20 protein-coding genes and 1 pseudogene are annotated in these 22,226 nt (G+C 70.5%); 6 read left to right on the top strand and 15 right to left on the bottom strand.

Annotation, left to right across the window (positions count from 1 at the left end):
• Positions 1-27: 27 nt before the first annotated feature.
• The 5 genes from pyrE to ACWDEX_RS09370 all read right to left on the bottom strand — a co-directional run bounded on the left by pyrE (position 28) and on the right by ACWDEX_RS09370 (position 4,747).
• Positions 28-576, bottom strand: a complete 549-nt coding sequence (gene pyrE / locus ACWDEX_RS09390) for an orotate phosphoribosyltransferase (protein WP_450462669.1) — start codon at positions 574-576, stop codon at positions 28-30.
• A 34-nt stretch (positions 577-610) separates the two neighbouring features.
• Positions 611-1,399 carry an aldose epimerase family protein gene (locus ACWDEX_RS09385; RefSeq protein WP_450462668.1) on the bottom strand — a complete coding sequence of 263 codons (789 nt, stop codon included), beginning with the start codon at positions 1,397-1,399 and terminating at the stop codon, positions 611-613.
• Between the two features lie 81 nt (positions 1,400-1,480).
• Positions 1,481-2,320 (bottom strand): SRPBCC family protein, encoded by an 840-nt coding sequence (locus ACWDEX_RS09380; RefSeq protein ID WP_450462667.1) that lies wholly within the window; start codon positions 2,318-2,320, stop codon positions 1,481-1,483.
• Between the two features lie 92 nt (positions 2,321-2,412).
• Positions 2,413-4,041, bottom strand: a complete 1,629-nt coding sequence (locus ACWDEX_RS09375; RefSeq protein WP_450462666.1) for a polyamine aminopropyltransferase — start codon at positions 4,039-4,041, stop codon at positions 2,413-2,415.
• 148 nt (positions 4,042-4,189) lie between these two features.
• Positions 4,190-4,747 (bottom strand): DUF2617 family protein, encoded by a 558-nt coding sequence (locus ACWDEX_RS09370; protein WP_450462665.1) that lies wholly within the window; start codon positions 4,745-4,747, stop codon positions 4,190-4,192.
• Between the two features lie 1,014 nt (positions 4,748-5,761).
• Here ACWDEX_RS09370 and ACWDEX_RS09365 point away from each other — a divergent pair.
• The gene (locus tag ACWDEX_RS09365; RefSeq protein ID WP_450462664.1) at positions 5,762-6,961 is read left to right on the top strand and encodes a pyridoxal phosphate-dependent aminotransferase; all 1,200 of its coding nucleotides are present in this window, start codon (positions 5,762-5,764) and stop codon (positions 6,959-6,961) included.
• 137 nt (positions 6,962-7,098) lie between these two features.
• On the top strand, positions 7,099-8,301 hold the full coding sequence (locus tag ACWDEX_RS09360) for a hypothetical protein (protein ID WP_450462663.1): 1,203 nt from the start codon (positions 7,099-7,101) through the stop codon (positions 8,299-8,301).
• A 16-nt stretch (positions 8,302-8,317) separates the two neighbouring features.
• On the opposite strand, the gene ACWDEX_RS09355 is transcribed toward ACWDEX_RS09360, so the two are convergent.
• The 4 genes from ACWDEX_RS09355 to ACWDEX_RS09340 form a co-directional block, all read right to left on the bottom strand.
• The gene (locus ACWDEX_RS09355) at positions 8,318-8,848 is read right to left on the bottom strand and encodes a YbjN domain-containing protein (RefSeq protein WP_450462662.1); all 531 of its coding nucleotides are present in this window, start codon (positions 8,846-8,848) and stop codon (positions 8,318-8,320) included.
• A 210-nt stretch (positions 8,849-9,058) separates the two neighbouring features.
• Positions 9,059-11,656: an ATP-dependent chaperone ClpB gene (gene clpB / locus ACWDEX_RS09350; protein WP_450462661.1), complete on the bottom strand. Its 2,598-nt coding sequence runs from the start codon at positions 11,654-11,656 to the stop codon at positions 9,059-9,061.
• 553 nt (positions 11,657-12,209) lie between these two features.
• Entirely contained in the window at positions 12,210-12,545 is a 336-nt protein-coding gene (locus ACWDEX_RS09345) for a hypothetical protein (protein ID WP_450462660.1), read from the bottom strand.
• Position 12,546: 1 nt separating this feature from the next.
• Positions 12,547-12,741, bottom strand: a complete 195-nt coding sequence (locus ACWDEX_RS09340) for a hypothetical protein (protein WP_450462659.1) — start codon at positions 12,739-12,741, stop codon at positions 12,547-12,549.
• Between the two features lie 104 nt (positions 12,742-12,845).
• Between ACWDEX_RS09340 and ACWDEX_RS09335 the strand changes: the two genes are divergently transcribed.
• Complete coding sequence (locus ACWDEX_RS09335) at positions 12,846-13,856, top strand: helix-turn-helix transcriptional regulator (RefSeq protein ID WP_450462658.1); 1,011 nt, start codon at positions 12,846-12,848, stop codon at positions 13,854-13,856.
• A gap of 49 nt (positions 13,857-13,905) precedes the next feature.
• Here ACWDEX_RS09335 and ACWDEX_RS09330 read toward each other — a convergent pair whose 3' ends face one another.
• On the bottom strand, positions 13,906-14,937 hold the full coding sequence (locus ACWDEX_RS09330; protein WP_450462657.1) for a LuxR C-terminal-related transcriptional regulator: 1,032 nt from the start codon (positions 14,935-14,937) through the stop codon (positions 13,906-13,908).
• A 451-nt stretch (positions 14,938-15,388) separates the two neighbouring features.
• Positions 15,389-16,528, bottom strand: a complete 1,140-nt coding sequence (locus ACWDEX_RS09325; RefSeq protein ID WP_450462656.1) for a sugar ABC transporter substrate-binding protein — start codon at positions 16,526-16,528, stop codon at positions 15,389-15,391.
• A gap of 246 nt (positions 16,529-16,774) precedes the next feature.
• Here ACWDEX_RS09325 and ACWDEX_RS09320 point away from each other — a divergent pair.
• The 3 genes and pseudogenes from ACWDEX_RS09320 to ACWDEX_RS09310 form a co-directional block, all read left to right on the top strand.
• Positions 16,775-17,017, top strand: a pseudogene (locus ACWDEX_RS09320) (zinc ribbon domain-containing protein); the annotation flags it as partial.
• Positions 16,968-17,612, top strand: coding sequence for a hypothetical protein (locus ACWDEX_RS09315; protein WP_450462876.1), 645 nt, complete (start codon positions 16,968-16,970; stop codon positions 17,610-17,612). The pseudogene ACWDEX_RS09320 and the gene ACWDEX_RS09315, both read left to right, overlap by 50 nt.
• Before the next feature lie 149 nt (positions 17,613-17,761).
• Positions 17,762-19,267 carry a PA14 domain-containing protein gene (locus tag ACWDEX_RS09310; protein WP_450462655.1) on the top strand — a complete coding sequence of 502 codons (1,506 nt, stop codon included), beginning with the start codon at positions 17,762-17,764 and terminating at the stop codon, positions 19,265-19,267.
• Positions 19,268-19,356: 89 nt separating this feature from the next.
• On the opposite strand, the gene ACWDEX_RS09305 is transcribed toward ACWDEX_RS09310, so the two are convergent.
• The 4 genes from ACWDEX_RS09305 to ACWDEX_RS09290 all read right to left on the bottom strand — a co-directional run.
• Positions 19,357-19,809 carry a heat shock protein transcriptional repressor HspR gene (locus ACWDEX_RS09305; protein WP_450462654.1) on the bottom strand — a complete coding sequence of 151 codons (453 nt, stop codon included), beginning with the start codon at positions 19,807-19,809 and terminating at the stop codon, positions 19,357-19,359.
• A gap of 4 nt (positions 19,810-19,813) precedes the next feature.
• Entirely contained in the window at positions 19,814-20,989 is a 1,176-nt protein-coding gene (gene dnaJ / locus ACWDEX_RS09300) for a molecular chaperone DnaJ (RefSeq protein ID WP_450462653.1), read from the bottom strand.
• A gap of 69 nt (positions 20,990-21,058) precedes the next feature.
• Positions 21,059-21,718: a nucleotide exchange factor GrpE gene (gene grpE / locus ACWDEX_RS09295; RefSeq protein ID WP_450462652.1), complete on the bottom strand. Its 660-nt coding sequence runs from the start codon at positions 21,716-21,718 to the stop codon at positions 21,059-21,061.
• Positions 21,715-22,226 (bottom strand): Hsp70 family protein (locus ACWDEX_RS09290; protein WP_450462651.1); only part of this gene is annotated, 512 nt, incomplete at its 5' end. The genes ACWDEX_RS09290 and grpE, both read right to left, overlap by 4 nt.

Below are 22,226 nucleotides of genomic sequence, written 5' to 3'. Positions count from 1 at the left end.
ACCCGCGTCACCCCCTCGGAGCAGCGCTCAGTCCAGGCCCAGATCGTCCTTCGAGTAGGCGTACACGTACGGCACCCCGGCCTGCTCGGCGATGGCCTCGGCCGCCCCCGTGGCACGGTCGACGATCGTGGCGACCGCGACGACCTCGGCGCCGGCCTCCCGCAGCGCCTCGACCGCGGTCAGCACCGAGCCGCCGGTGGTGGAGGTGTCCTCGACGGCCAGCACCCGGCGGCCCTTGACCTCGGCACCCTCGATACGGCGCTGCAGACCGTGAGCCTTGCCGGCCTTGCGGACGACGAAGGCGTCGAGCGTCTTCCCGCGGGCCGCGGAGGCGTGCAGCATCGAGGTGGCCACCGGGTCGGCACCCAGGGTCAGGCCGCCCACCGCCTCGTAGTCGAGGTCGGCGGTCAGGTCGAGCATGACCTGACCGACCAGAGGAGCGGCCACGCCGTCGAGGGTGATGCGCCGAAGGTCGATGTAGTAGTCGGCTTCCTTGCCCGACGACAGGGTCACCTTGCCGTGCACCACGGCCTTGTCCTTGATCTGCTGCAACAGCTCACCGCGTACGTCACTCATACGGGCCAGCTTACGGGCGCCTTCGGCCCCCGCCTCACAGGCGGCGCCAGGACCAGGTGGTCGTGGCCTCGAGCGGCTCGATGGGCGTGACCAGGCGCGGAAGGGTGTTGAGGCCGTTCGGCGGACCGGTCTGCGGCTCCACGCACACTGCTTCCGGCTGCTCGTCGTACACCACCACCCACTCCTCGCGGCTGGTGACTTCCAGCTCCAGCCGCCCCGGCCAGGTCAGGGTGACGTCGACACCGTCGGGCATGCCGAAGCAGTCGTCCCAGGGTCCGGGTTTCGGCTCGACGCGGTTGCCGGTGGGCAGGTGGTCCTCCCCGCGCTCCTCCTGCCAGGCCGGGTTGAAGTCGACGCGTACGGCCTCGCCGTCGAGGGTGCGGTTGAACCAGGGGTGCCAGCCGATCTGGGCCGGGAACGAGGATGCGTAGGTCTCCACGGACATGGTGAGCGTGAGGGCGTCCTCGGAGAGGGCGACGAGCTGGGTGACGCGGCCGGAGTGGGGCCAGGGAGCGACCAGGTCATAGGTGAGGACGGCCTCGGTCCGGTCGGCGCGGGCCACCTTCCAGGCGCCGTCCCGGACGGTGCCGTGGATGGCGTGCGGCGGGGAGTTGAGGGGCATCTGATGGACCGTGCCGCCGTCGCGGAACTTGCCGTCCCGGATACGACCGCACCAGGGGACCATCGGAAAGCATCCGAACCGCTCACCCTGTCGCAGCAGCTCCGCGCCGCCGACGCGCAGACTCCTCACGCGCCCGCCGTTGCCCGGCGCCAACACGACTTCCGCGTCTCCCGCGGCCAACGTGATCTCGTCGTTACTCACGAGGCCGACCCTACTCGGCTGCTCAAGGGGGCATAGACGACGCCGGTACGCCGTTCGGTGCCGTTGCCCACCGGACACCGGTCAGCGGCGACGCCGCAGCAGCCGTCCCGCCACGATCGCCGACGCCACGATCAGGGCCGCCGCCGGAGCCGCCCAGCGGAGGGTCGCGGTGGCCGTGACGGCCTCCGCGGCGGGAACGGGGGCGTAGCGGCCGCGCGGGGGCGCGTGGTCGACCTCCTCGGCGCTGCGGCCGATCATCGTGCGCCGGGCGTGCGCCGCCTCGGCGGGAGGTTCGGCCTCGTCACCGAAGCCGTCGGGCGCGAGGCCTGCGGCGGACTCGTCCTCGCCGGCGAAGGGGTCGAGGGAGGACGGGGGGACCTCGGTGTCGAAGATCGAGGGGGCCGGAGGTTCCACCGGCGCCGCGGTGGGTTCGTGCCGTGCCTCGCCTGACGCCTCCGGCGAGGGCTCTTCCCGCTTCTCGGCGGCCCTCTCGGTTGCCGTCCGTCCCTCCGAGAGGTGCTGCGCGAACCGCCCGAGCAGCCGCGCCCCGGCCGAGGCCACCGTGTCGCCGGGCAGTTCGGCGATCCGGCCGTCGCCCGTGGCCGCTCCCGTGAAGACAACCGTCGTTCCGCGCGGGGCCGGGAGCAGACGCATGGACAGGGACAGCTTCACCGTGCCCGTGCCCCGCGCCTCCGTCGCCTCGCCCTCCACGGCGTACGAACCGTCGTTCCCCTCCGTGACCACCAGGGTGCCCCGATAAGTGATCGTGTGGCCCCCGATGCGTACCTTCAGACGGCCGGCGACGGGCTCCGTGCCCGCGTCCTGCTGGAACCCGGGGATCGCGCGGGCCACCCGGGCCGGATCGGCCAGCGCCTCGCTGAGCCGTTCGACAGGAACCGGAACGAACACCTCATGCTCCATGTCAGCCGAGCCTACCCAGGACGGCCCGGCCTGCACCCGCAGATGACGGGATTCGCGTCGCCGCCCGCTCGTCCGGCCACCGGAACCGGGCTTCAGTCGCCGTACCGCGGATGCACCAACGTCGACACCGGCAGTCCCCGCATCCGGGTCCGCTCCACCGCCCGGGCATCCTCCCGCAAGGAGGCCGGGGTCAGCGTGCGTGGCCGTGGCCCGTTCGGATCCAGCGTCAGCTCCGGGCGGGACCGGGCGGCCAGGACGAAACCCCAGTCGCGTGGGGCCCCGGGCACCGAGTCCGCGCGGTCGGGGTCCGGGGCGCGCCCGTCGACGCGGTACGGGACCGTCCGCAGGCCCGCCGCCCGGAGCGTCGTCTCGACCGTCCAGTAGACGCGCGGTTGCGAGGTCACCGGGCCCGCGTGCACCACCAGCCGGCCGCCGGACGTGAGGACCCGTCGGGCCAGGCCGTAGAACTCCTGCGCGTACAGCTTGGTGCTGGATGTGGCACCGGGCTCCGGGAGGTCCGCGATCACCACGTCGTAGGTGTGCCGCGTCTGCCTGAGCCAGGCGAACGCGTCCGCCGTACGCACATGGACGCGCGGATCCGTGAACGCGTGGCCGTTGAGTGCGGACAGGGCCCGGTCGCTCCGGGCCAGATGGACCACCGCCGGGTCCGGCTCGACCACGTCGACCCGCCGCACCCCCGGACGCCTGAGCGCCTCGCGCGCCGCGAGACCGTCGCCGCCACCGAGGACGAGCACACGCGCGTGCGGGCCGCCGCTCAGCGCCGGGAGCACCAGCGCCTCGTGGTAGCGGCGCTCGTCGCGGCTGCTCACCCGCAGTCGGCCGTCGAGGAAGAGGTCGAGGGGCCGACCGCGGACGCCGCCGGTGAGCACCACCTCCTGGACTCCGGTCTGCAGCGCGACCCGGGTGTGCCCGCCGTACACGGCCTGGCGGGCCGCCCGCTCGAAGTCGTCGACCAGGACGGCCGCCGTGGCGAGCGCGGCCAGCACGACGAGGTTGGCGAGCAGCAGCAGCCGCCGGCCGCGGCGGGACAGGTCCCGCCGGAACAGGCCGAGGACGAGGGCACCGCCCGCGACCGCGTTGACCGCGCCGGTGAGCAGGGCGCCCGTCAACTGGCCGAGCCCGGGGAGCAGGAGGAAGGGGAAGGCGAGGCCGCCGACCAGCGCGCCCACGTAGTCCGCCGCGAAAAGGTCCGCGACCGCGCCGCCCGCGTCCTGGCGGCGGATGCGCTGGATCAGCTCCATCAGCAGCGGCACCTCGGCGCCGATGAGCAGCCCGATGGCCAGCGAGAAGGCGACCAGCACAAAGCGCGGGCCGTCCGGCCAGGCGCCGCCCCAGGCGAAGACCGCGTACAGGGCCATCGCGCTGCAGCCGCCGACGAGCGCGAGCACCGCCTCGACCGCGCCGAAGCCGGCCGCGGCGCGGAAGCGGAGCCGCTTCGCGGCGAGCGAGCCGATCCCCATCGCGAAGACCATCACCGAGAGCACGATGGAGGCCTGGGTGACCGAGTCACCGATCAGGTACGAGGCCAGCGCGACGAGTTCGAGTTCGTACACGAGTCCGCAGGCCGCGCAGACGAACACGCCGACGAGGACGAGGAACCGCCCGGTGCCGGGGCGTACGGGCAGCCACGCCTGACTCTGGGCGTGCTCTTCCCAGGGGGCCGGGGCGCCGGGTGGTGCGGGCGCGTGCGGTTCGATCACGGTGGGAACGCTACGTCGGGCTCGCGCGCGGCTTTGTCACCCACACGTGTGGAATGTCGGGTTGTGCCGCGTCCGGGGGCGATGCGACCGCACCCCGGGGTGCCGCCCCCGGCGGGTGTGCGGGAGACCGAAGCGGCCGGGTCTGCGCTCACCCGCGCGACGGGTTCGGTCGCGCCTCGGCGCGGCCGGACCCTTCCGTCGGCGCCTTCACGTCCACCCGCGTCCGTGTCGTCACCAACTGGCTGTCCTGCGGGTACGCGTGCCAGGTGCGCCAGTGGACCTGGCCCTCGCGGCGCTGGGCCAGCATCGCCGTGAACGCGTGTGGACTGCCGGGGAAGACACCGGCCAGCCCGTTGGGGTGATCGGAGACCAGGGCCAGCAACTCCTGGGCGCGGCCCGCGAAGGAGCCGGGGGACAGGACCTCGACCCGGGCCGCGAACTCGTACTCCCAGTCACCGATCCGCTCGGCGACGCCCAGCGGCAGCGGGGTGCTGGAGCCCGGCATGCACGCCACCGTCTCCGAGCAGGTGCCCCGCGCCTCCTTCAGGAGTACTTGATGGGATGCACCGAGGAGCCTCAACTGGAGCTGCGCACCCTCAAGTTCAAGGTCAAGGGTGGCGAGCGCGGGCTGCGGCTCCTGCCCCAGGGTCCAGGCGAGGTCGGTCGCACGCGTGTCGGTGTAGGAGGTGTTCAGGGTCGTGAGCATGGATCGGCTCCGCTAGCACACACAGTGAGGAGGGGTTTCAGCGCGCCCCGGTCCGGCACCGGGGCTCGGCGACCGGGCAGAACGTCCGGGTGGGCCCGGGTCGGAGCAACGCTGCGGCACCAGGGCCGCAGGCGTCCGGGGGCCGCGTCGGTGAGTGAGAGGGAACCACGAACCGCGGTGCCGCACAGCGTTTTTACCCAAGTTCGTAGGCTTTTCCATCCCACCGAGGGCCCTTCAGCGCACCTGTTCAACTCCGGCGTACGCCAGGCCCATTGTCATGGGCGTCGTACGCCTCTCCGCGGCGACGCTACGGGTGCACGCCCAGCGCATCGCGGCGACGGCGCGCGCTCTCGCGCTCCACCGGACGAGTGACTCTTCCCGCAGATGACCGACATGGCGAGTGCCCGCCGGAAAGGGTTCCCGGCGGGCACGGCTCGCGGCACGGCTTCCTCTTGTCAGCTGCCGCCGCCGCATCCGCCCCCGCCACCACCGCACGACGACGACCCGCCACACGAGTGGCCTCCGCCGCACGAGTGGTGCCCGCCCGAGTGATGTCCTCCCGAGTCGTGCCCGCCCGAGTGATGCCCGCCCGACGACGAATCGCCGTCGGACCCGGCCCACCAGCTACCGCCGCTGTCGCCACCGCTGGTGCCGCCGCCGGCGCTGCTCCCGCCCCCCGTCGGCCGCCGCGCCGGCGCCCTGCGGCCCACCGACTGCCGCCCTGGTGCCCTGCTGCCCACCGACCGCGGCGCGGCCTTCTTGGACCTGCGGCCCGCGGCCGCCAGGAGCACCACCACCACGATGCCGACGATCGCCAGGCCAATTCCGATGATCACGACGTCGTCCCCCTTTCGATTCCCCCGAAGCGGCCCCGTGGGCCCCTCCCCTGTACCTGCCCGCACGAACCCGTACGTGCCCGCACTTGCCGGTTCTCGCTGTTCTCGCGTGAACGGGGGATGCCCCATGTCCCATCCGTCAAAGCGGAGTTGAGGAACTCCAGAGCTTCGGCGCAGGATGGAGGCCATGACCTCCAGCGCGCGCCCCCTCCTCAACCGCCGGCTCGCCGAGTTCGGGACGACGATCTTCGCCGAGATGTCGGCCCTCGCCCTGAGCACCGGGGCCATCAACCTCGGACAGGGTTTCCCGGACACCGACGGCCCTCAGGAGATCCGCGAGGCCGCCGTGCGGGCGCTGCGCGACGGCCACGGCAACCAGTACCCGCCGGGCCCCGGCGTCCCCGAACTACGCACGGCCGTCGCCGCGCACCAGCAGCGGCGGTACGGGCTCACCTACGACCCCGACACCGAAGTACTGGTCACCGCGGGCGCGACCGAGGCGATCGCCGCGACCCTGCTGGCGCTGGTCGAACCCGGCGACGAGGTGATCGCCCTGGAGCCGTACTACGACTCCTACGCCGCCTGCATCGCGATGGCGGGCGGCCGGCGCGTGCCGGTCACCCTGCGGCCGCGGCACGGGGAGGACGCCGGCTTCCGGCTGGACCTCGACGAGCTGCGGGACGCCGTTACCGACCGCACCCGGCTGCTGCTGATCAACACCCCGCACAACCCGACCGGGACCGTGCTCACCCGGGACGAGCTGCGGGCGATCGCCGACCTCGCCGTCGAGCGCGATCTGCTCGTCGTCACCGACGAGGTGTACGAGCACCTGGTCTTCGACCACGCCGAGCACCTGCCGCTGGCGACCTTCCCCGGCATGCATGAGCGTACGGTCACCATCAGCTCGGCCGGGAAGACGTTCTCGTTCACGGGCTGGAAGGTCGGCTGGGTGACGGCCGCGCCGGGACTCGTCGCCGCGGTGCGCTCGGCCAAGCAGTTCCTGACCTACGTGTCGTCCGGGCCGTTCCAGTACGCCGTCGCCGAGGCGCTCGCGTTTCCGGACACCTATTTCGAGGCGTTCCGGACGGATCTGCGCGCCAAGCGGGACCTGCTGGCGTCCGGGCTCGCCCAAGCCGGCTTCGAGGTGTTCCGGCCCGCGGGCACGTATTTCATCACCACCGACATCCGCCCCCTCGGCGAGAGCGACGGCTTCGCCTTCTGCCGCGCCCTGCCGGAGCGAGCGGGCGTCGTCGCCATCCCGAACGCGGTCTTCTACGACCACCGCGAGACCGGCGCGCCCTTCGTCCGCTTCGCCTTCTGCAAACGCACGGAGGTCCTGGAGGAGGCCGTCCGGCGGCTCAAGGCACTGGCGGGCTGACGGGGCCCGGCCGCGGATACGGCGCGCCCGCGCACAGCACCGGCCCGTTGACCGCGGGCACGCCTGGGCGTGGGAAATCGCCCCCGCCCAGCCACGCAGTGTTCGCAAATCGGTCACGGCCGAAGCATGGTTCGGGTGTGACTCACGCCAGCACCGTTCCGGCCCCCACCCTCGAAGGCCCGAGAAACCGCAACCGTGTCCGTCCGGCCCGGGGCGGGCCACGGCTGCCGACGACGGCCGCCACGGCGCTCACCCTGTTCGTCGCCGCACGGCTGAGCGGCGCCCTCGTGCTCGCCACCGTCGCCTGGTCCTCGGGCAAGCAGCCCCTGGCACTGCTCGGGCGCTCCTGGGACTCGCTGTGGTACCTGGAGATCGCCGCGCACGGCTACGGGTACAGCCGGTACGGCGTGATCGGCGCCCGCAGCGACCTGGCGTTCTTTCCGCTGTACCCGGGACTGATCCGCGCCGTCACCACGCTCACCCCGCTCGACGGCTCCACGGCGGGCCTGCTGGTGTCGTGGACGGCTGCCGTGGTGGCCGCGTACGGGATCTATCTGCTCGGTGTCCGGCTGTACGAACGGGCCGTGGCCACCGTCCTGGTGCTGCTCTGGGGCCTGCTCCCGCACTCCGTCGTGCTGTCGATGGCGTACACGGAACCCGTACTGACCGCATTCGCCGCCTGGTCGCTGTACGCGGTCCTCACCCGGCGCTGGGTGTGGGCGGGCACGCTGGCTGCGCTCGCGGGCCTGACCCGGCCCAACGGCTGCGCGGTGGCGGCGGCGGTGCTCGCGGCGGCGGTGCACGCCATGTGGCGCAGGCGCGGGCCCGGAGTTACCCACAGGCTGTGGACAGGCGCCGCGCTCGCACCGCTCGGCTGGGTCGGCTACGTGCTGTGGGTGGGCCGTCGCGAGGGCGATCCACTCGGGGGCTACTTCACCGTGCAGCGGCTGTGGGGCTCACGCTTCGATTTCGGGCAGGGGGCACTGCGCTTCGTCGGGCACATGCTGCTGCACGGCACCCGGCTGCTCTTCCCGATGGCGCTGATGATCGTCGCGGTGAGCGTCGTGCTCTACGCGCTGCTGCTCGTGGACCGCACCCCGCTGCCCCTGTCCGTCTACAGCGGCGTCCTGCTGCTGATCACGCTCGGCGGCGCCGGGTTCTTCGAGTCCAAGCCGCGCTTCCTGCTGCCCGCGTTCCCGCTGCTGATCGTTCCGGCCCAGGCGCTGGTGCGGACGGCGAGAGCCCGGCCGCAGCACGCCGCCGTGGTGGCGTGCGCGCTGGCCGGGCTCTCGTTGACCTACGGGGCGTATCTCGTGGTCCTGTCCCGATCGCCTCTTTAGGACGTTTTCGAGAGTCCTACTCTCCGTCGGCCTCGGGCTTGTCCGATTCGTCGATGTCCTCCGCGAGGCCGAGCTGCTCGACGAGCCACCGGTCGAACTCGATGGCGGCCCGCACCCAGCTGACGGTCGACGAGACGAAGTGCTCCAGGCTCACGCCGGTGCCGATCAGCATCTGCGCCTCGCCGATGAGGCGGACGGTGCCGTCGTCGTGCGTGTGGCTGTAGACCTTGGGCCACAGGGTGCGCCGGTTCCAGTCGTCGATGGACTCCAGCAGCTGCGGCTTCTCGTCGATCTTGTGCGGCCGGTCGTAGAACGTCCGCACCGAGAAGACCTGCTGCTCGCCCTCGCCGCGGAACATGAAGTACGTACGGAACTCCTCCCACGGCGCGACGAGGTCACCCTCCTCGTCGACGAGGTGCTTGAGCTCCATCTGGTCCAGGAGCTGCTTCACGAGGTCCTGATCCGGAACCACGGGGCCCGCCGGTCCTTGCGGCTGCGGTTCGGGCTGGCCCCCGAAGTTCGGAATCGAGGACGGGTCGATGCTCACCGTGTTCTTCCCTTCGTACGGATTCCGCCATCCTCCCTCATTCAGGGAGGGGGGTGGCAACCCCTGACCGGGTCGTGTCAGCCCTCGGCTGATACGACCCGGTCACCCGGGCGGACCTGCTCCGGGTACCCCCGGCTCCGCACTCCGACCACCATCCGACGGTCCCACCGGCCAGACCGGGCCGTAGGGGAACGCGGTGACCGCCGTTTCTTACAGTGTCTTGCCGGTCGCCGGGCCCACGATCAGCCCGTCGCCGAAGGCATCGACCCGGACCGTGTCGCCGTCCTTGACCTCCCCGGCCAGGATCTCCTTGGCGAGACGGTCGCCGATGGCGGTCTGGACCAGACGGCGCAGCGGGCGGGCGCCGTACGCCGGATCGTTGCCCTCGTCCGCGAGCCAGGCCAGGGCCTCGGGCGTGATCTCCAGGGTCAGCCGCCGCTCGGCCAAGCGCCTCGCGAGCCCGTCGATCTGGAGCCGGGCGATCCGCTGGAGTTCGTCCTTCTCCAGTGCCGAGAAGACGACCAGATCGTCGAGTCGGTTGAGGAACTCCGGCTTGAAGGACGTCCGTACGACCTCCAGCACCTGCTCCTTCTTCTGCGCGGCGCTCGTGATCGGGTCGACCAGGAACTGGCTGCCCAGGTTCGAGGTGAGGATCAGGATGGTGTTGCGGAAGTCGACCGTCCGGCCCTGGCCGTCCGTCAGCCGGCCGTCGTCCAGCACCTGGAGCAGGATGTCGAAGACCTCCGGGTGCGCCTTCTCGACCTCGTCGAGCAGGACCACGCTGTAGGGGCGCCGGCGCACCGCCTCGGTGAGCTGGCCGCCCTCCTCGTAGCCGACGTATCCGGGCGGGGCACCGACCAGCCGGGCCACGCTGTGCTTCTCGCTGTACTCCGACATGTCGATACGGACCATCGCCCGCTCGTCGTCGAAGAGGAAGTCGGCGAGCGCCTTGGCCAGTTCGGTCTTTCCGACACCGGTGGGGCCGAGGAAGAGGAACGAGCCGGTCGGGCGGTCCGGGTCGGCGATGCCGGCACGGCTGCGACGTACGGCGTCCGACACCGCGCGTACGGCCTCGGTCTGGCCGATGAGCCGCTTGCCGATCTCCTCCTCCATGCGCAGCAGCTTCTGCGTCTCGCCCTCCAGGAGGCGGCCGGCCGGGATGCCGGTCCAGGAGCCGACGACGTCCGCGATGTCGTCGGAGCCGACCTCGTCCTTGACCATCGTGTCGCCGGCGGCCTCCTCCTCGGCCTGAGAGGCGACCTCCAGTTCCTTCTCGACGGCAGGGATCTCGCCGTACAGCAGCTTGGAGGCGCTGTCGAAGTCCCCGTCGCGCTGGGCACGCTCGGCCTGGCCGCGCAGGTCGTCGAGCCTCTCCTTCAGCTCACCGACGCGGTTGAGGGACTGCTTCTCCTTCTCCCAGCGGGCGGTCAGGCCCCGCAGCTCCTCCTCCTTGTCGGCAAGGTCACGGCGCAGCTTCTCCAGGCGCTCCTTGGAGGCCTGGTCGGTCTCCTTGCTGAGCGCCAGCTCCTCCATCCTCAGCCGGTCGACGGCGCGCTGGAGCTCGTCGATCTCGACCGGGGAGGAGTCGATCTCCATGCGCAGCCGCGAAGCCGCCTCGTCGACCAGGTCGATGGCCTTGTCGGGGAGGAAGCGGGAGGTGATGTAGCGGTCGGAGAGGGTGGCCGCGGCCACCAGCGCGCTGTCCGCGATCTGGACCTTGTGGTGCGCCTCGTACCGGCCCTTGAGCCCGCGCAGGATCGCGATGGTGTCCTCGACGGTCGGCTCGGCGACCAGTACCTGCTGGAAGCGTCGCTCCAGGGCCGGGTCCTTCTCGATCCGCTCGCGGTACTCGTCGAGGGTCGTGGCACCGACCATGCGCAGCTCGCCGCGGGCCAGCATCGGCTTGAGCATGTTGCCGGCGTCCATGGCGGAATCGCCTCCGGCGCCGGTGCCCACGACCGTGTGCAGCTCGTCGATGAAGGTGATGATCTGGCCGTCGGAGTCCTTGATCTCGGCGAGGACGGTCTTCAGGCGCTCCTCGAACTCGCCGCGGTACTTCGCGCCCGCGACCATGGCGCCCAGGTCGAGCGCGACCAGCCGCTTGTTCCTGAGGGATTCGGGCACGTCGCCCTTCACGATCCGCTGGGCGAGCCCCTCGACCACGGCGGTCTTGCCGACGCCGGGCTCACCGATGAGGACCGGGTTGTTCTTCGTACGGCGGGACAGCACCTGGACGACGCGGCGGATCTCGTGGTCCCGGCCGATGACCGGGTCGAGCTTGCCGTCACGTGCGGCGGCGGTGAAGTCGGTGCCGAACTTCTCGAGCGCCTTGTACTGACCCTCTGGGTCCGGGGTCGTCACCCGGCGTCCTCCCCTGCTCTTGCGGAACGCGTCCGACAGCTTCTTGGCGTCGGCCCCCTGCTGGGAGAGTACGTCGCCCGCGGCGCCGCCCTTCGCGGCGATGCCGATGAGCAGGTGCTCGGTGGAGAGGTAGTCGTCGCCGAGGTCCTTGGCACGCCGGCTCGCGTCGGCGATCACGGCGAGCAGCTCGCGGTTGGGCTGGGGCGGCGCGACGGTCGAGCCGGCCACGCTCGGCAGACCGGCCAGCACACGCTCGGCACCGCCGCGCACGGAGGCCTGGTCGGCGTCCACTGCGGCAAGCAGGTCGATGATGTTCTCGTTGTCCTGCCCCTCGAGCAGCGCGAGGAGCAGGTGAGCGGGGGTGAGGTCAGGATGGCCCTCGGACACGGCACGGTTGCTTGCCGTGTTGATCGCGTCCCGGCTCCTGTTGGTCAGCTCGGCGTCCACGTTCGCGTTCTCCTCCTTGCTCCTTGCGTCCGGCCGTGCACAGCCGTCTCCATCCACACAGTGACTAGAGCAACGTGCACAAAGTTGAGTCTATTCCACTCAAGGTGTCGAACGGGAGGGAGATCGGCCGAGTTCCCGGACCTGCGACCACTGGGTGCGCACTCCGTGAACACGGGGGATGTCCGACGCCTGCGGCCGGGTCCTGACGGGAGCGGTATCCGCACACATGAACATGGCGCGAGTCGCGGTACGCCGGACGGGCGACCGACGACGGGCGGCGCCGGAGGGTCGCATGAGGTCCGCGGACCCGGACCGGGTCGCGGAGGCGGAGTGGCGCCAGACCTCAGGCGTGGATGCCGGGGAGGGGCGGTCACGGGTGGTGATCGAGATCTCGTCGCCCGGGTGCGGCGTGCGATGAATTCCGGCCACCAGCGCTTCCGGGCGATACCCGCAGCTCTCCGGCAAAACGACAGCGGCGTCACCGTGTTCAGGTCACGGTGACGCCGCTGCGGGGGGAAGCACCTGAGCGATCTGTTGCGACGGGGGAATCGCGTCAGGCACTGCGGGGGGTAGCTGAGACGGTCCGTACCTCCGGACTGTCCGGTTGGGCCAGCCGATGGTCGCGCTGGTCCAGGTTCACAAAGATCATTCCGTACCGTATGGCGCACCGCACGGGACGCGGCGCCCCCCGAGGCCGCCGCTGAAGCCGGTACGCCCGCACGTCGTCGTCCTCGTCTCGGGTGACCACGACGGGCTCCCCGAACACGGTCACCATCAACGAGTCACCGCGATGAGGTATGGCGGTGGCCAGGTCGATGAAGTGCCAGCCGGAGCGATAGGCCGTGGCCATCTCGCGCCGGAACGAGCGGTCGTCGGGTGGGATGGTCACATCAGCTCCCGGCTCCGTCAGCCGGCAGGATCGGCCACGACGTGTTGTCCGTACCGTTGGTCCCCGTCACGACGATGGGCCAGGAGGTGTTCGCTTGTGTGTCGCCCTTCGCACCGGAGAAGCCGCTCCAGACACCCACGGCCACGACGGCGGAGAAGGCGGCTACAAGCACCGAGCGAAGCATTTTCTTACGCATAGTCGGCTTCGTCCTCACTAGGAAGGTCCCTTTTCCCCCGTCAGGTATGACGATGGCTCATTCAGGCACGTCATGGCCACACAATCGGTGCATCATGTTCCTGCATGTTCAGGACCCTGGGGGGTAGAGATTTGGCAACGAATCAGATAAATGCGACACATCCCCATGCGGTGACGGAACTGTGTGAAGACGGTGGTCGCATTTATGCCACAGCTCTACGCGCCGGTCGCATCGCGCGTGCGGACGCGGAAGCCACACCGTGTCTCCTGGATTTCGCCCTGCTCCACCCGGATCCCGACGACCCCGACTGGCTGCGCCCGGTACCCCCGGCAGTCGCCCTCGCACACCGGCTCGCACCGATCGAGCGCGAGATATCCGACCGCAGACGTCTGTCGACCCAACTCGCCGAGGCGTTCCAGCCGTATCTCACGCTCAGCACACAGGCCACGGCGACCAGTGACTCCATCGTCGTCCTGGAGGGCAATGACCGCATCAACGCCGCGCTCAACCTGGCCACCGAGCAGTGCCAGACGGAGGTGCTCACGGTCCAGCCGAGCGACCGCATATCCGAGGCGAACATGCTGCGCGGTCTGGAGCGCGACCGGCCCCTCATCGAACGCGGCGTCCGCATCCGCACCCTGTACCAGCACACGGCCCGGCACAGCCCCGGGAAACTCGCCTACGCCGCCCATCTCGCCGACGGCAAGGCGGAGTACCGCACGATCGACGAGCTGGTGGAGCGGCTGATCGTCTGCGACGCTACCGTCGCCTTCATCCCCATCCGCGACGACCAGCAGGTGGCGCTGGAACTGCGCCAGCCGGGCCTGGTCCGTTATCTGACCAAGGTCTTCGAGTTCATGTGGAACCGCGCGGTCCCGCTGAACGCGGACGGCCCCTACGAGACCGCCCCCGACGGCATCACCGACATCCAGCACTCCATCGCCAAACTCCTCGTGGAGGGCCACGTCGACGAGGCCATCGCCCGCCGCCTGGGCATGAACGTACGCACCTGCCGCGCCCACATCGCCAAACTGGCCACGGCCCTCGGCAGCGGCAGCCGCGCCCAACTCGGGTACCTCATCGCACAGTCGGGCATCCTGAGCCAGGAGAACTGAATCCACCGCCGCCCCCTTCGCAACGGGAGCCGGGCGCGGCTCGGCCGTCCTACAGGTCGGCCGGGGCTTCCGGTCCGCCGGGAGCCGTGACCGGTTCCGGGGCGCGCGGGGAACCGTCCAGGCCCGCCTGGGCGATGCGGACGCCCAACTGCGTACGGCTCGCCGCCCCCAACGTCTCCGAGAGACGCGCGATGTGCGCGCGACAGGTACGGACGCTGATGCCCAGACGTTCGGCGACCACCGCGTCCTGGTGACCCTCCGCGAGCAGCGCCGCGATCGAACGCTCGCGCAAGGTGATGCCGTCGATGCCCGTCTCCGGGAGCGGGGACGTCAGCGGGATCGCCAGTTGCCAAAGCCGCTCGAAAACCGTCACCAGGTACGCGATCAGGGCCGGGTGGCGCAGCTCCAGCGCGATCGTGCGGTCGGTGTTCGCCGGGATGAAGGCGACCGTGCGGTCGAAGAGGATCAGACGCTCGGGCACCTCGTCGAGGGTGCGTGCCTGGGCCGCGTCGCCCATCAGCTCCATATAGGTGCGCAGGCCCTGGCCGTGCCGGGCCACATGGGTGTACAGGTCGCGCATGCGCACGCCCCGGCGGCGCATCTCCAGCGCCCGGTGCAGGCCCTCGGCGAGTTCGTCCTCGCGGCGGATGCCGCCCGGCTGCACCGCCAGCACCTCGCTCGTGCACCGTTCGGTCGCCTCGTCCATCGCGGCCCGGATCCGCGGCAATCCGTCCAGGACGCGGATCGCCACGCCCTCCACGGGATTCTGCTCAGGGCCACCGAGCCCGGCGTACCACTCGACCGCGGCCACCGCCGTCCCGACCCGCGCCTGGCTCGCGCGAACCTCCTCGTGCACGCCGCGCAGCAGCCGGGTCATGACCTCCTGCGGGGAGGTCGGTACCAGCCAGTCCATGTCGTCGGGGTCCCGGTGGAGCAGTGCCAGCTCCAACAGACAGGGCACCGCCGCGGCGTCGGCGCAGGGCACCCTGCCCCGGCGCACCGCCCGGGAGTACACACGGTTTCCGGCCTCGCAGAGCCGGTCAGCGCCGTGCGGATGCGCGTCCGACCCGTGCCCGGCCATCTTCCACCCCTGGCTCCATTCCTGGCTCCGGCGTCCTGCGCGACGCGACTCACCAGCGACGTCCATGGCGTGCGTCCCGGACGACACCCATGTCGCCCCGGCACGCCTTCGCAGCGCAACTATGCGCGGCCCCGCCGTCCTCCGCAACACGGCTCGGCCGCCCCAACAGCCGGACTCCGCCCGGAACATCCGGGATTCATCCAGCCTCCGGAACGTCGGTTGCGGCACGCCGACGGGACGGCACGGGCAGCGCTCGCCCCGCCGTGCGATACGGGCCCGATCCGCCGGTCCTGGTCGTGCCGTGGGCGGCCGCCAGTACCGCGACAGGCGACGTTCGCCCCTGCCCAGAGATGGCTCACGGGGCGGTGGCCGTGTTCCACGCCGTACCGCCCCGTGCCGGCCGCGGCGCCCGTGTCATCCGGCACGCGCCGCGACCCCTCCGCCGTGCGGGCTACTTCAGATCCGTCATCGCACAGGCCGCCCGGTACGGCGCGGTGCAGATGTCGTTGACGGTGTAGATGCCGTCCTGGACGACCGTTTCCTTGATGTTGCTCTTCGTGAGGGCGACCACGGGCACCAGCATCGACGGGATCCGCTTGTGCGTCGGACTGTCGACCTTGTCGCGGGTCAGCGCGTCGAACTCGATCGAGCGGCCCTGGACCTTGGCGACCGCGATCTCCGCGGCACTGTTCGCCTCTTGCGGGTACGACTTGTACACGCTCATGTACTGGGTGCCCGAGACGATCCGCTGCACCGCCTCCAGTTCGGCGTCCTGCCCCGTCACCGGCGGGATCTTGACGGCGCCCGCCGCCTTCAGCGCCTTGATGACGCCGCCCGCCATACCGTCGTTCGCGGAGTAGACGGCCGCGATGTTGCCAAGGCCCACGGACTGGATCGCCTGCGTCATGTTCGCCTTGGCGTTCTCCGGCTTCCAGTCCCTGGTGTCGTACGACCTGACGATGTTCACCTTGCCCTGAAGCTCGCTGAGCGCACCGGTCTTGAACTGCGCCGCGTTCGGGTCGGTGTTCGAGCCGTTCATCATGACGATCTTGCTGCTCGACGCCTTGTCGCCGAGCGCCTCGACGATCGCGCGGCCCTGGACCTGGCCGACCAGTTCGTTGTCGAAGGAGATGTACGCGTCGATCGGGCCCTGCGCGAGCCGGTCGTAGGCGATGACCGGGATACCCGCGTCCTTGGCCTTCTGGACGCCCGACGCGATGGCCTTGGCGTTCACGGCGTCCACCAGCAGGACGTCCACCTTGTCGGCGATCATCTGCTCGAGCTGCCGGCTCTGCTTGACCGCGTCCGCCTCGGCGTTGGCGTAGCGGACCTTGCCCTTGTTGCCGGTGAGGGAGGCGACCTGCTTCTTGATGATCGGGTAGTCGAACTTCTCGTACCGCTTGTTCTCCTTCTCCGGCAGAAGGAGACCCACCGTGATGTCGTTGCCCTTCTTCGGGGTCGCGGAGCTACCGCCCCCGCCCACGACTCCGTCGATGACGCCGCACGCGGCGAGCGAGAAGGCCGCCGTGGAGGCTGCCAGGGCTATGGCGGTACGGCGCGCAGCGGTTCTACGGGTGGTACGAGCGTTCACATCAGGTGCCTTCCGGGCGGGGGAGCAGCATTGCGACCCAGGTGGCTGAAAGCCAACGTGCCGAGGGTAGGCAGCGTCAAGCTGTACCGGTTAACGAGATGACAACGGTGTCAAAGCCGTGGACCAGCAGAGTCTGGTACGCGAACCGCCTCCGGGCCTTCGTCGGCGGGACTTTGAGCCGGGGCCCGGGCGGCCCTCGGAGTCGACATCCCGTCAACTCCGTTGAGCCAGTGGTCAGTTCCAGCCACCAGCCAGGTGTGCTCCACCTGCGGACACCGCGACGGTCCTACACCCCTGCACGTGCGGGACTGGACCTGCCCAGCCTGTGGCACCGTCCACGACCGGGACCACAACGCCGCGAAGAACGTGAAATCGGCCGCCGGACTGGCGGTGACAGCCTGCGGAGCGCCGGTAAGACCAGAACCCGTTCTGGCGCAGCGTGAAGAAACAGGAAGCCGGGGAGTCCCACACGGAAACCGTGCCGCATAGCGGCACAGTTTCCCGTGGGACGGCCAGAATCCTCGGGCTTCAGCCCAAGGAGCATGTCAATACGTCTGGCAGGGCACCCGATCCGGACACCGGCGAGACGGTCTGGAAGAAGAACTGCTGGACCGGCAACTCAGCCGAAACCGAGATCCTCTGTCCGACGGTCCCCGACGGCGCCACCCACGTCTACCGGGTGGCCGCCACGGACGGCCATGGCCTGTACGACGACAAGGGCCCCGACTTCTTCCACACCACCGGTGTCTCGGTCACCCTGCCCGACACCCGCCCGCCCGGCTGGACCAGCACCGAGATCCACAAGGGCCAGTACCCGGAACTGTCCGTCGACTGCTCCGAGAGCTCGGGCCTCGGCGACTGCTCCCTGCTCACCGACTACCGCGTCGAGCGCTGGGACCCGGCCCAGGACGCCTGGACCACGCTCACCACGGCCCAGGTCGGCGACCGCGGCTCCTACCGCGACACCTCCGTGCACGAGGACCGGCTGGGCCTGTACTACTACCGCGTCGTCTACACGGACGCGTCGGGAGCCGAGGTGGCCCACCGGGCCGAGGCCCACGGCATCTGGAACTCCTGGCTCTGAGAAGCCTCGCCTTCGCGCCGGGCGTCCCGACGGACGCCCGGCGCGCTGAGCACGGTCGCCGGACCGTAAAGCGCTGTACAACCTCTTCGCCGCCTCCCGAGTCGTGATCAGGAACGCTTTTCCGCGTCCCGATCCGATCAGAGGGCCGAATGAACACAGTCAGACGACGCACGAACGCCGCGGCTGCCACCGCCGTCGTGCTCGCCACCGCGGGCGGCCTGCTCACCGCTGTCGCCGCGCCCGCCTCCGCCGCGACCTCCTGCACCTCGCCCGTCTTCAAGCGGCAGTTCTTCGCCAACACCACCTTCTCCGGTACCGCGAAGAAGACCGACTGTGACTCCACGATCAACGAGAACTGGGGCACCGGCGCCCCCGCCTCCGGACTGCCGAAGGACAACTTCTCCGTCCGCTGGACGGTGACCCGCGACTTCGGCTCCGGCGGCCCGTTCGCCCTCACCGCCGCCACACAGGACGGCATCCGGGTCTACCTGGACGGCGTCCGCAAGGTCGACCTCTGGAAAAACGTTTCGACGACGGTGACCAAGACCGTCAACGTCACCGTCCCGTCCGGCAAGCACACCCTCCGCGTCGACTTCGTCAACTGGACCGGGAGAGCGAACGTCAAGTTCGCCTACACGCCCCGCACCTCGGCGACCGTGGACAAGGTCAAGCCCCTCACCCCGGCGGGCACCTCGGTGAAGTACGACACCGCGACCGGCAACGCCAAGCTGACCTGGGCGAAGAACAAGGAGATGGACCTCGCCGGCTACCGCGTCTACCGCCGCCTGAAGGGCGCCTCGTTCGGCACTACGCCGCTCGCCACGACCGCCTCCACCACGTACACCGACACCACCCTGCCGAAGACCGGCGCCACCTACTACTACGAGGTCCGCGCCTACGACAAGGCCGGCAACGCCTCGGGCGGCACCACCGACCAGGGCGTGACCACCGTCGACCGGACCGCACCCGCCTCGCCCACCGGGCTGAGCGCGGCCTCCGAGTCGGAGGGACTGCGGGTCGGGTGGACCAAGGTCGCGGACGCGGTGTCCTACCGGGTGTACCGGGCGACGAGCGCGGACGGGACGTACGCCAAGGTCGGCACCACGAGCCAGGTCTCGCACCTGGACACCTCGGCCGCGGAAGGCAGCACCTACTACTACCGCGTGACCTCGGTCGACGCGGCGGGCAACGAGTCCGCGCGATCCGCCGCCACCAGCGGCACGCGCCCGGACCTCACTCCGCCGTCCGCCGTCACCGGACTGGTCGCCACGCCGACCGAGTACGGCTTCGAGCTGAAGTGGGACCCGAACCCGACCCCTGACCTGGCACGCTACGTCGTCTACGGGGGCCAGGTCCTGCGCGACGGCGAGGACACCGTCTGCTACGCGTCCGCAAGGGAGTGGCTGTCGCCCAGCACCACCTCGTACGCGTACACCACCGTCCCCGACGGCGAGGAACGGTGCTTCTGGATCGATGCCGAAGACGTCAACGGCAACTCCCACTACCAGTGGACCCGTGAGCCCAACATCGTGTTCGCGACCGAACTCGACCTGACATCGAGCGAGCCCGCCCCCGGGGACTCCCCCACGGCCCCCACGGACCGCATCGCGTCCCTGCCCGCGGAAGCCCGCACGGTCAGCGCACCGACCGACTGACCCGCACAACGCGAAGGGGCCGGGAGGGTGTTGCGACGACCCCTAGAAACCGCCGCTCACCTCCCGGCCCCCGCGCGTACGCGTGCGCGTCAGTCCGACTGCTGCTGCCGCTTCGGCCGCCACACCACCAGTGCGCTGGTCTGCTGCACCTCCTGGTACGGCACCAGGTCACGGCGGTACGAGGCATGGACGGCGGCCTCGCGCTGCCGCATCGCCAGCGCGGCCCCGTCCAGCGCGGCCTCCAGCTCCGCGACGCGGGACTGGAGCGCGGCGACCTGGTTCTCCAGTTCGATGATGCGCTTGATACCGGCCAGGTTGATGCCCTCGTCCTGCGACAACTGCTGCACCTGGCGGAGCAGTTCGATGTCACGGGCCGAGTAGCGGCGGCCCCGGCCGGCCGTCCGGTCCGGAGACACAAGGCCCAGGCGGTCGTACTGGCGCAGCGTCTGCGGGTGCAGGCCGGAGAGCTGGGCCGCCACCGAGATGACGTAGACCGGGGTCTCCTCGGTCAGTTCGTACGGGTTGCGTCGACGGCCGTCCATCTCCTTATGCTCCCTTCGCGGCCTGGAACAGCTCCGTGCGCGGATCCTCCCCCGAGGTTGCCTCGCGATACGCCTCCAGCGCGTCACGAGCCTTCCCCGACAGGTCCTTGGGGACACTCACCTCTACGGTGACGAGCAGATCGCCGCGGGTGCCGTCCTTGCGGACCGCGCCCTTGCCACGGGCGCGCATCGTGCGCCCGTTGGGTGTGCCCGGAGGCAGCTTCAGCGTCACGGTGGGCCCGCCGAGGGTGGGCACCCGGATCTCGGCGCCGAGCGCTGCCTCCGCGAACGTCACCGGCACGGTCACCGTCAGGTTGTCGCCCTTGCGGCCGAACACCGAGTGCTCGTTCACATGCACGACGACGTACAGGTCGCCGGCCGGGCCGCCCCGCTCGCCGGGTGCGCCCTTGCCGCGCAGCCTGATGCGCTGCCCGTCGGACACCCCGGCCGGGATGCGGACCTGCATCGTCCGGGACGACTTCGCCCGGCCGCTGCCCTGGCAGACATCGCAGGGGTTCTCCGCGATCAGCCCGCGGCCCTTGCAGTCCGAACAGGGGTCGGTCAGCGAGAAGCCGCCGCCCGAGCCGCGAGACACCTGGCCGGTGCCGACGCAGGTCGGGCACACACGGGGCGTGCCGTTCTTGTCGCCGGTACCCGAGCAGGCCTTGCAGGGCGCCTGCGAGGACATGCGCAGCGGTACGGTCGCGCCGTCCACCGCCTCCATGAAGCTCAGCGTGACCTCGGACTCGATGTCCTGGCCGCGCCGCGGCTGCGTACGCGTGCCCGCGCCGCCGCCACGGTTGAACAGGCCCCCGAAGACGTCACCGAGACCGCCGCCGAAGCTCCCTCCGGCGCCGCCCTGGCCCTGGCCGCCGAAGAGGTCGCCGAGGTCGAAGTTGAACGAGCCGCCGCCCGCACCGGGGCCGGGGCGGAAACCACCGTTGCCGAAGAGAGCGCGGGCCTCGTCGTACTCCTTACGCTTCTTGGGGTCGCCGAGGACGTCGTTCGCCTCGGAGATCTCCTTGAAACGTTCCTCCGCCTTGGCGTTGCCCTTGTTGGCGTCCGGGTGGAACTCGCGGGCGAGTTTCCGGTACGCCTTCTTGATCTCGGCCTCGGTGGCGTCCTTGGGGACGCCGAGGACCTTGTAGAAGTCCTTCTCGATGAAGTCCTTGGTGCTCATCCTCGACGTCCCTCCTTCCCTTCCGCGTGGATCTCCGTATGGATCTCCGCGTGGATCTCCGTGATTACGTCAGCCCTCGTCCGGGCCACCGTTCTCCTTGTCGTCGCCCGCCTCGGTCGTCTCCTCGGCCTTGACCGTCTGCGCCCCGGGCTGCGGCTCGGCGACGGCCACCCGCGCGGGGCGGATGGTGCGCTCGCCGAAGCGATACCCGGGCTGCAGAATCGCCACGCACGTCGTCTCCGTCACGTCCGGCGCGTACGAGTGCATCAGGGCCTCGTGAATCGTCGGGTCGAAGGGCTCGCCCTCCTTGCCGAACTGCTGCAGGCCCATCTTCGCCACGACGGTCTCCAGCGACTCGGCGACGGACTTGAATCCGCCGACGAGCTCACCGTGGTCCCGTGCACGGCCGATGTCGTCGAGCACGGGCAGGAGCTCGGCCAGGAGGTTCGCGACAGCGACCTCCTTGACCGCGGCCCGGTCGCGCTCGACGCGGCGACGGTAGTTCTGGTACTCGGCCTGGAGGCGCTGGAGGTCCGCCGTGCGCTCGTTGAGCGCCGTACGCACCTGGTCCAGCTGGGCCGTCAGACCGGCGGTCTGTGTGCTTGCGTCCCCCGCCGGGGCCGCCGCCTCCTCCGAAGAGGGGGAGGCGGCCTGCGGCTCGGCGTCATCAGGGGTGGCGCCGGAGGGGACGTCGGGCTTCTCCTCGAAGCCCGGGGTCTCCTCCGTCACGCGGCACCGTCCTTACGCTCGTCGTCCACGATCTCGGCGTCGACCACGTCGTCGTCCGCCTTGGCCTCGGAGGCACCGGCGGAGGCGCCGCCCGCGGCCTGCTGGCCCTGGGCGTCGGCGTACATGGCCTGGCCGAGCTTCTGCGAGACGGCCGCGACCTTCTCCGTGGCGGTCTTGATCTCGGCCGTGTCCTCGCCCTTGAGCTTCTCCTTCAGCTCGGCGATGGCGGTCTCGACCTCGGTCTTGACCTCGGCCGGGACCTTGTCCTCGTTGTCCTTGAGGAACTTCTCGGTCTGGTAGACGAGCTGCTCGCCCTGGTTGCGGACCTCAGCGGCCTCGCGGCGGCGGTGGTCCTCCTCCGCGTACTGCTCGGCCTCCTGCCGCATCCGGTCGACCTCGTCCTTCGGGAGCGAGGAGCCGCCGGTGACGGTCATCTTCTGCTCCTTGCCGGTGCCGAGGTCCTTCGCCGTGACGTGCATGATGCCGTTGGCGTCGATGTCGAAGGAGA

The sequence above is a fragment of the Streptomyces sp. NPDC001020 genome (assembly GCF_053599115.1).
Note: the sequence above shows the minus strand (reverse complement) of the source record. Positions and strands in the feature narration are given on the sequence as shown.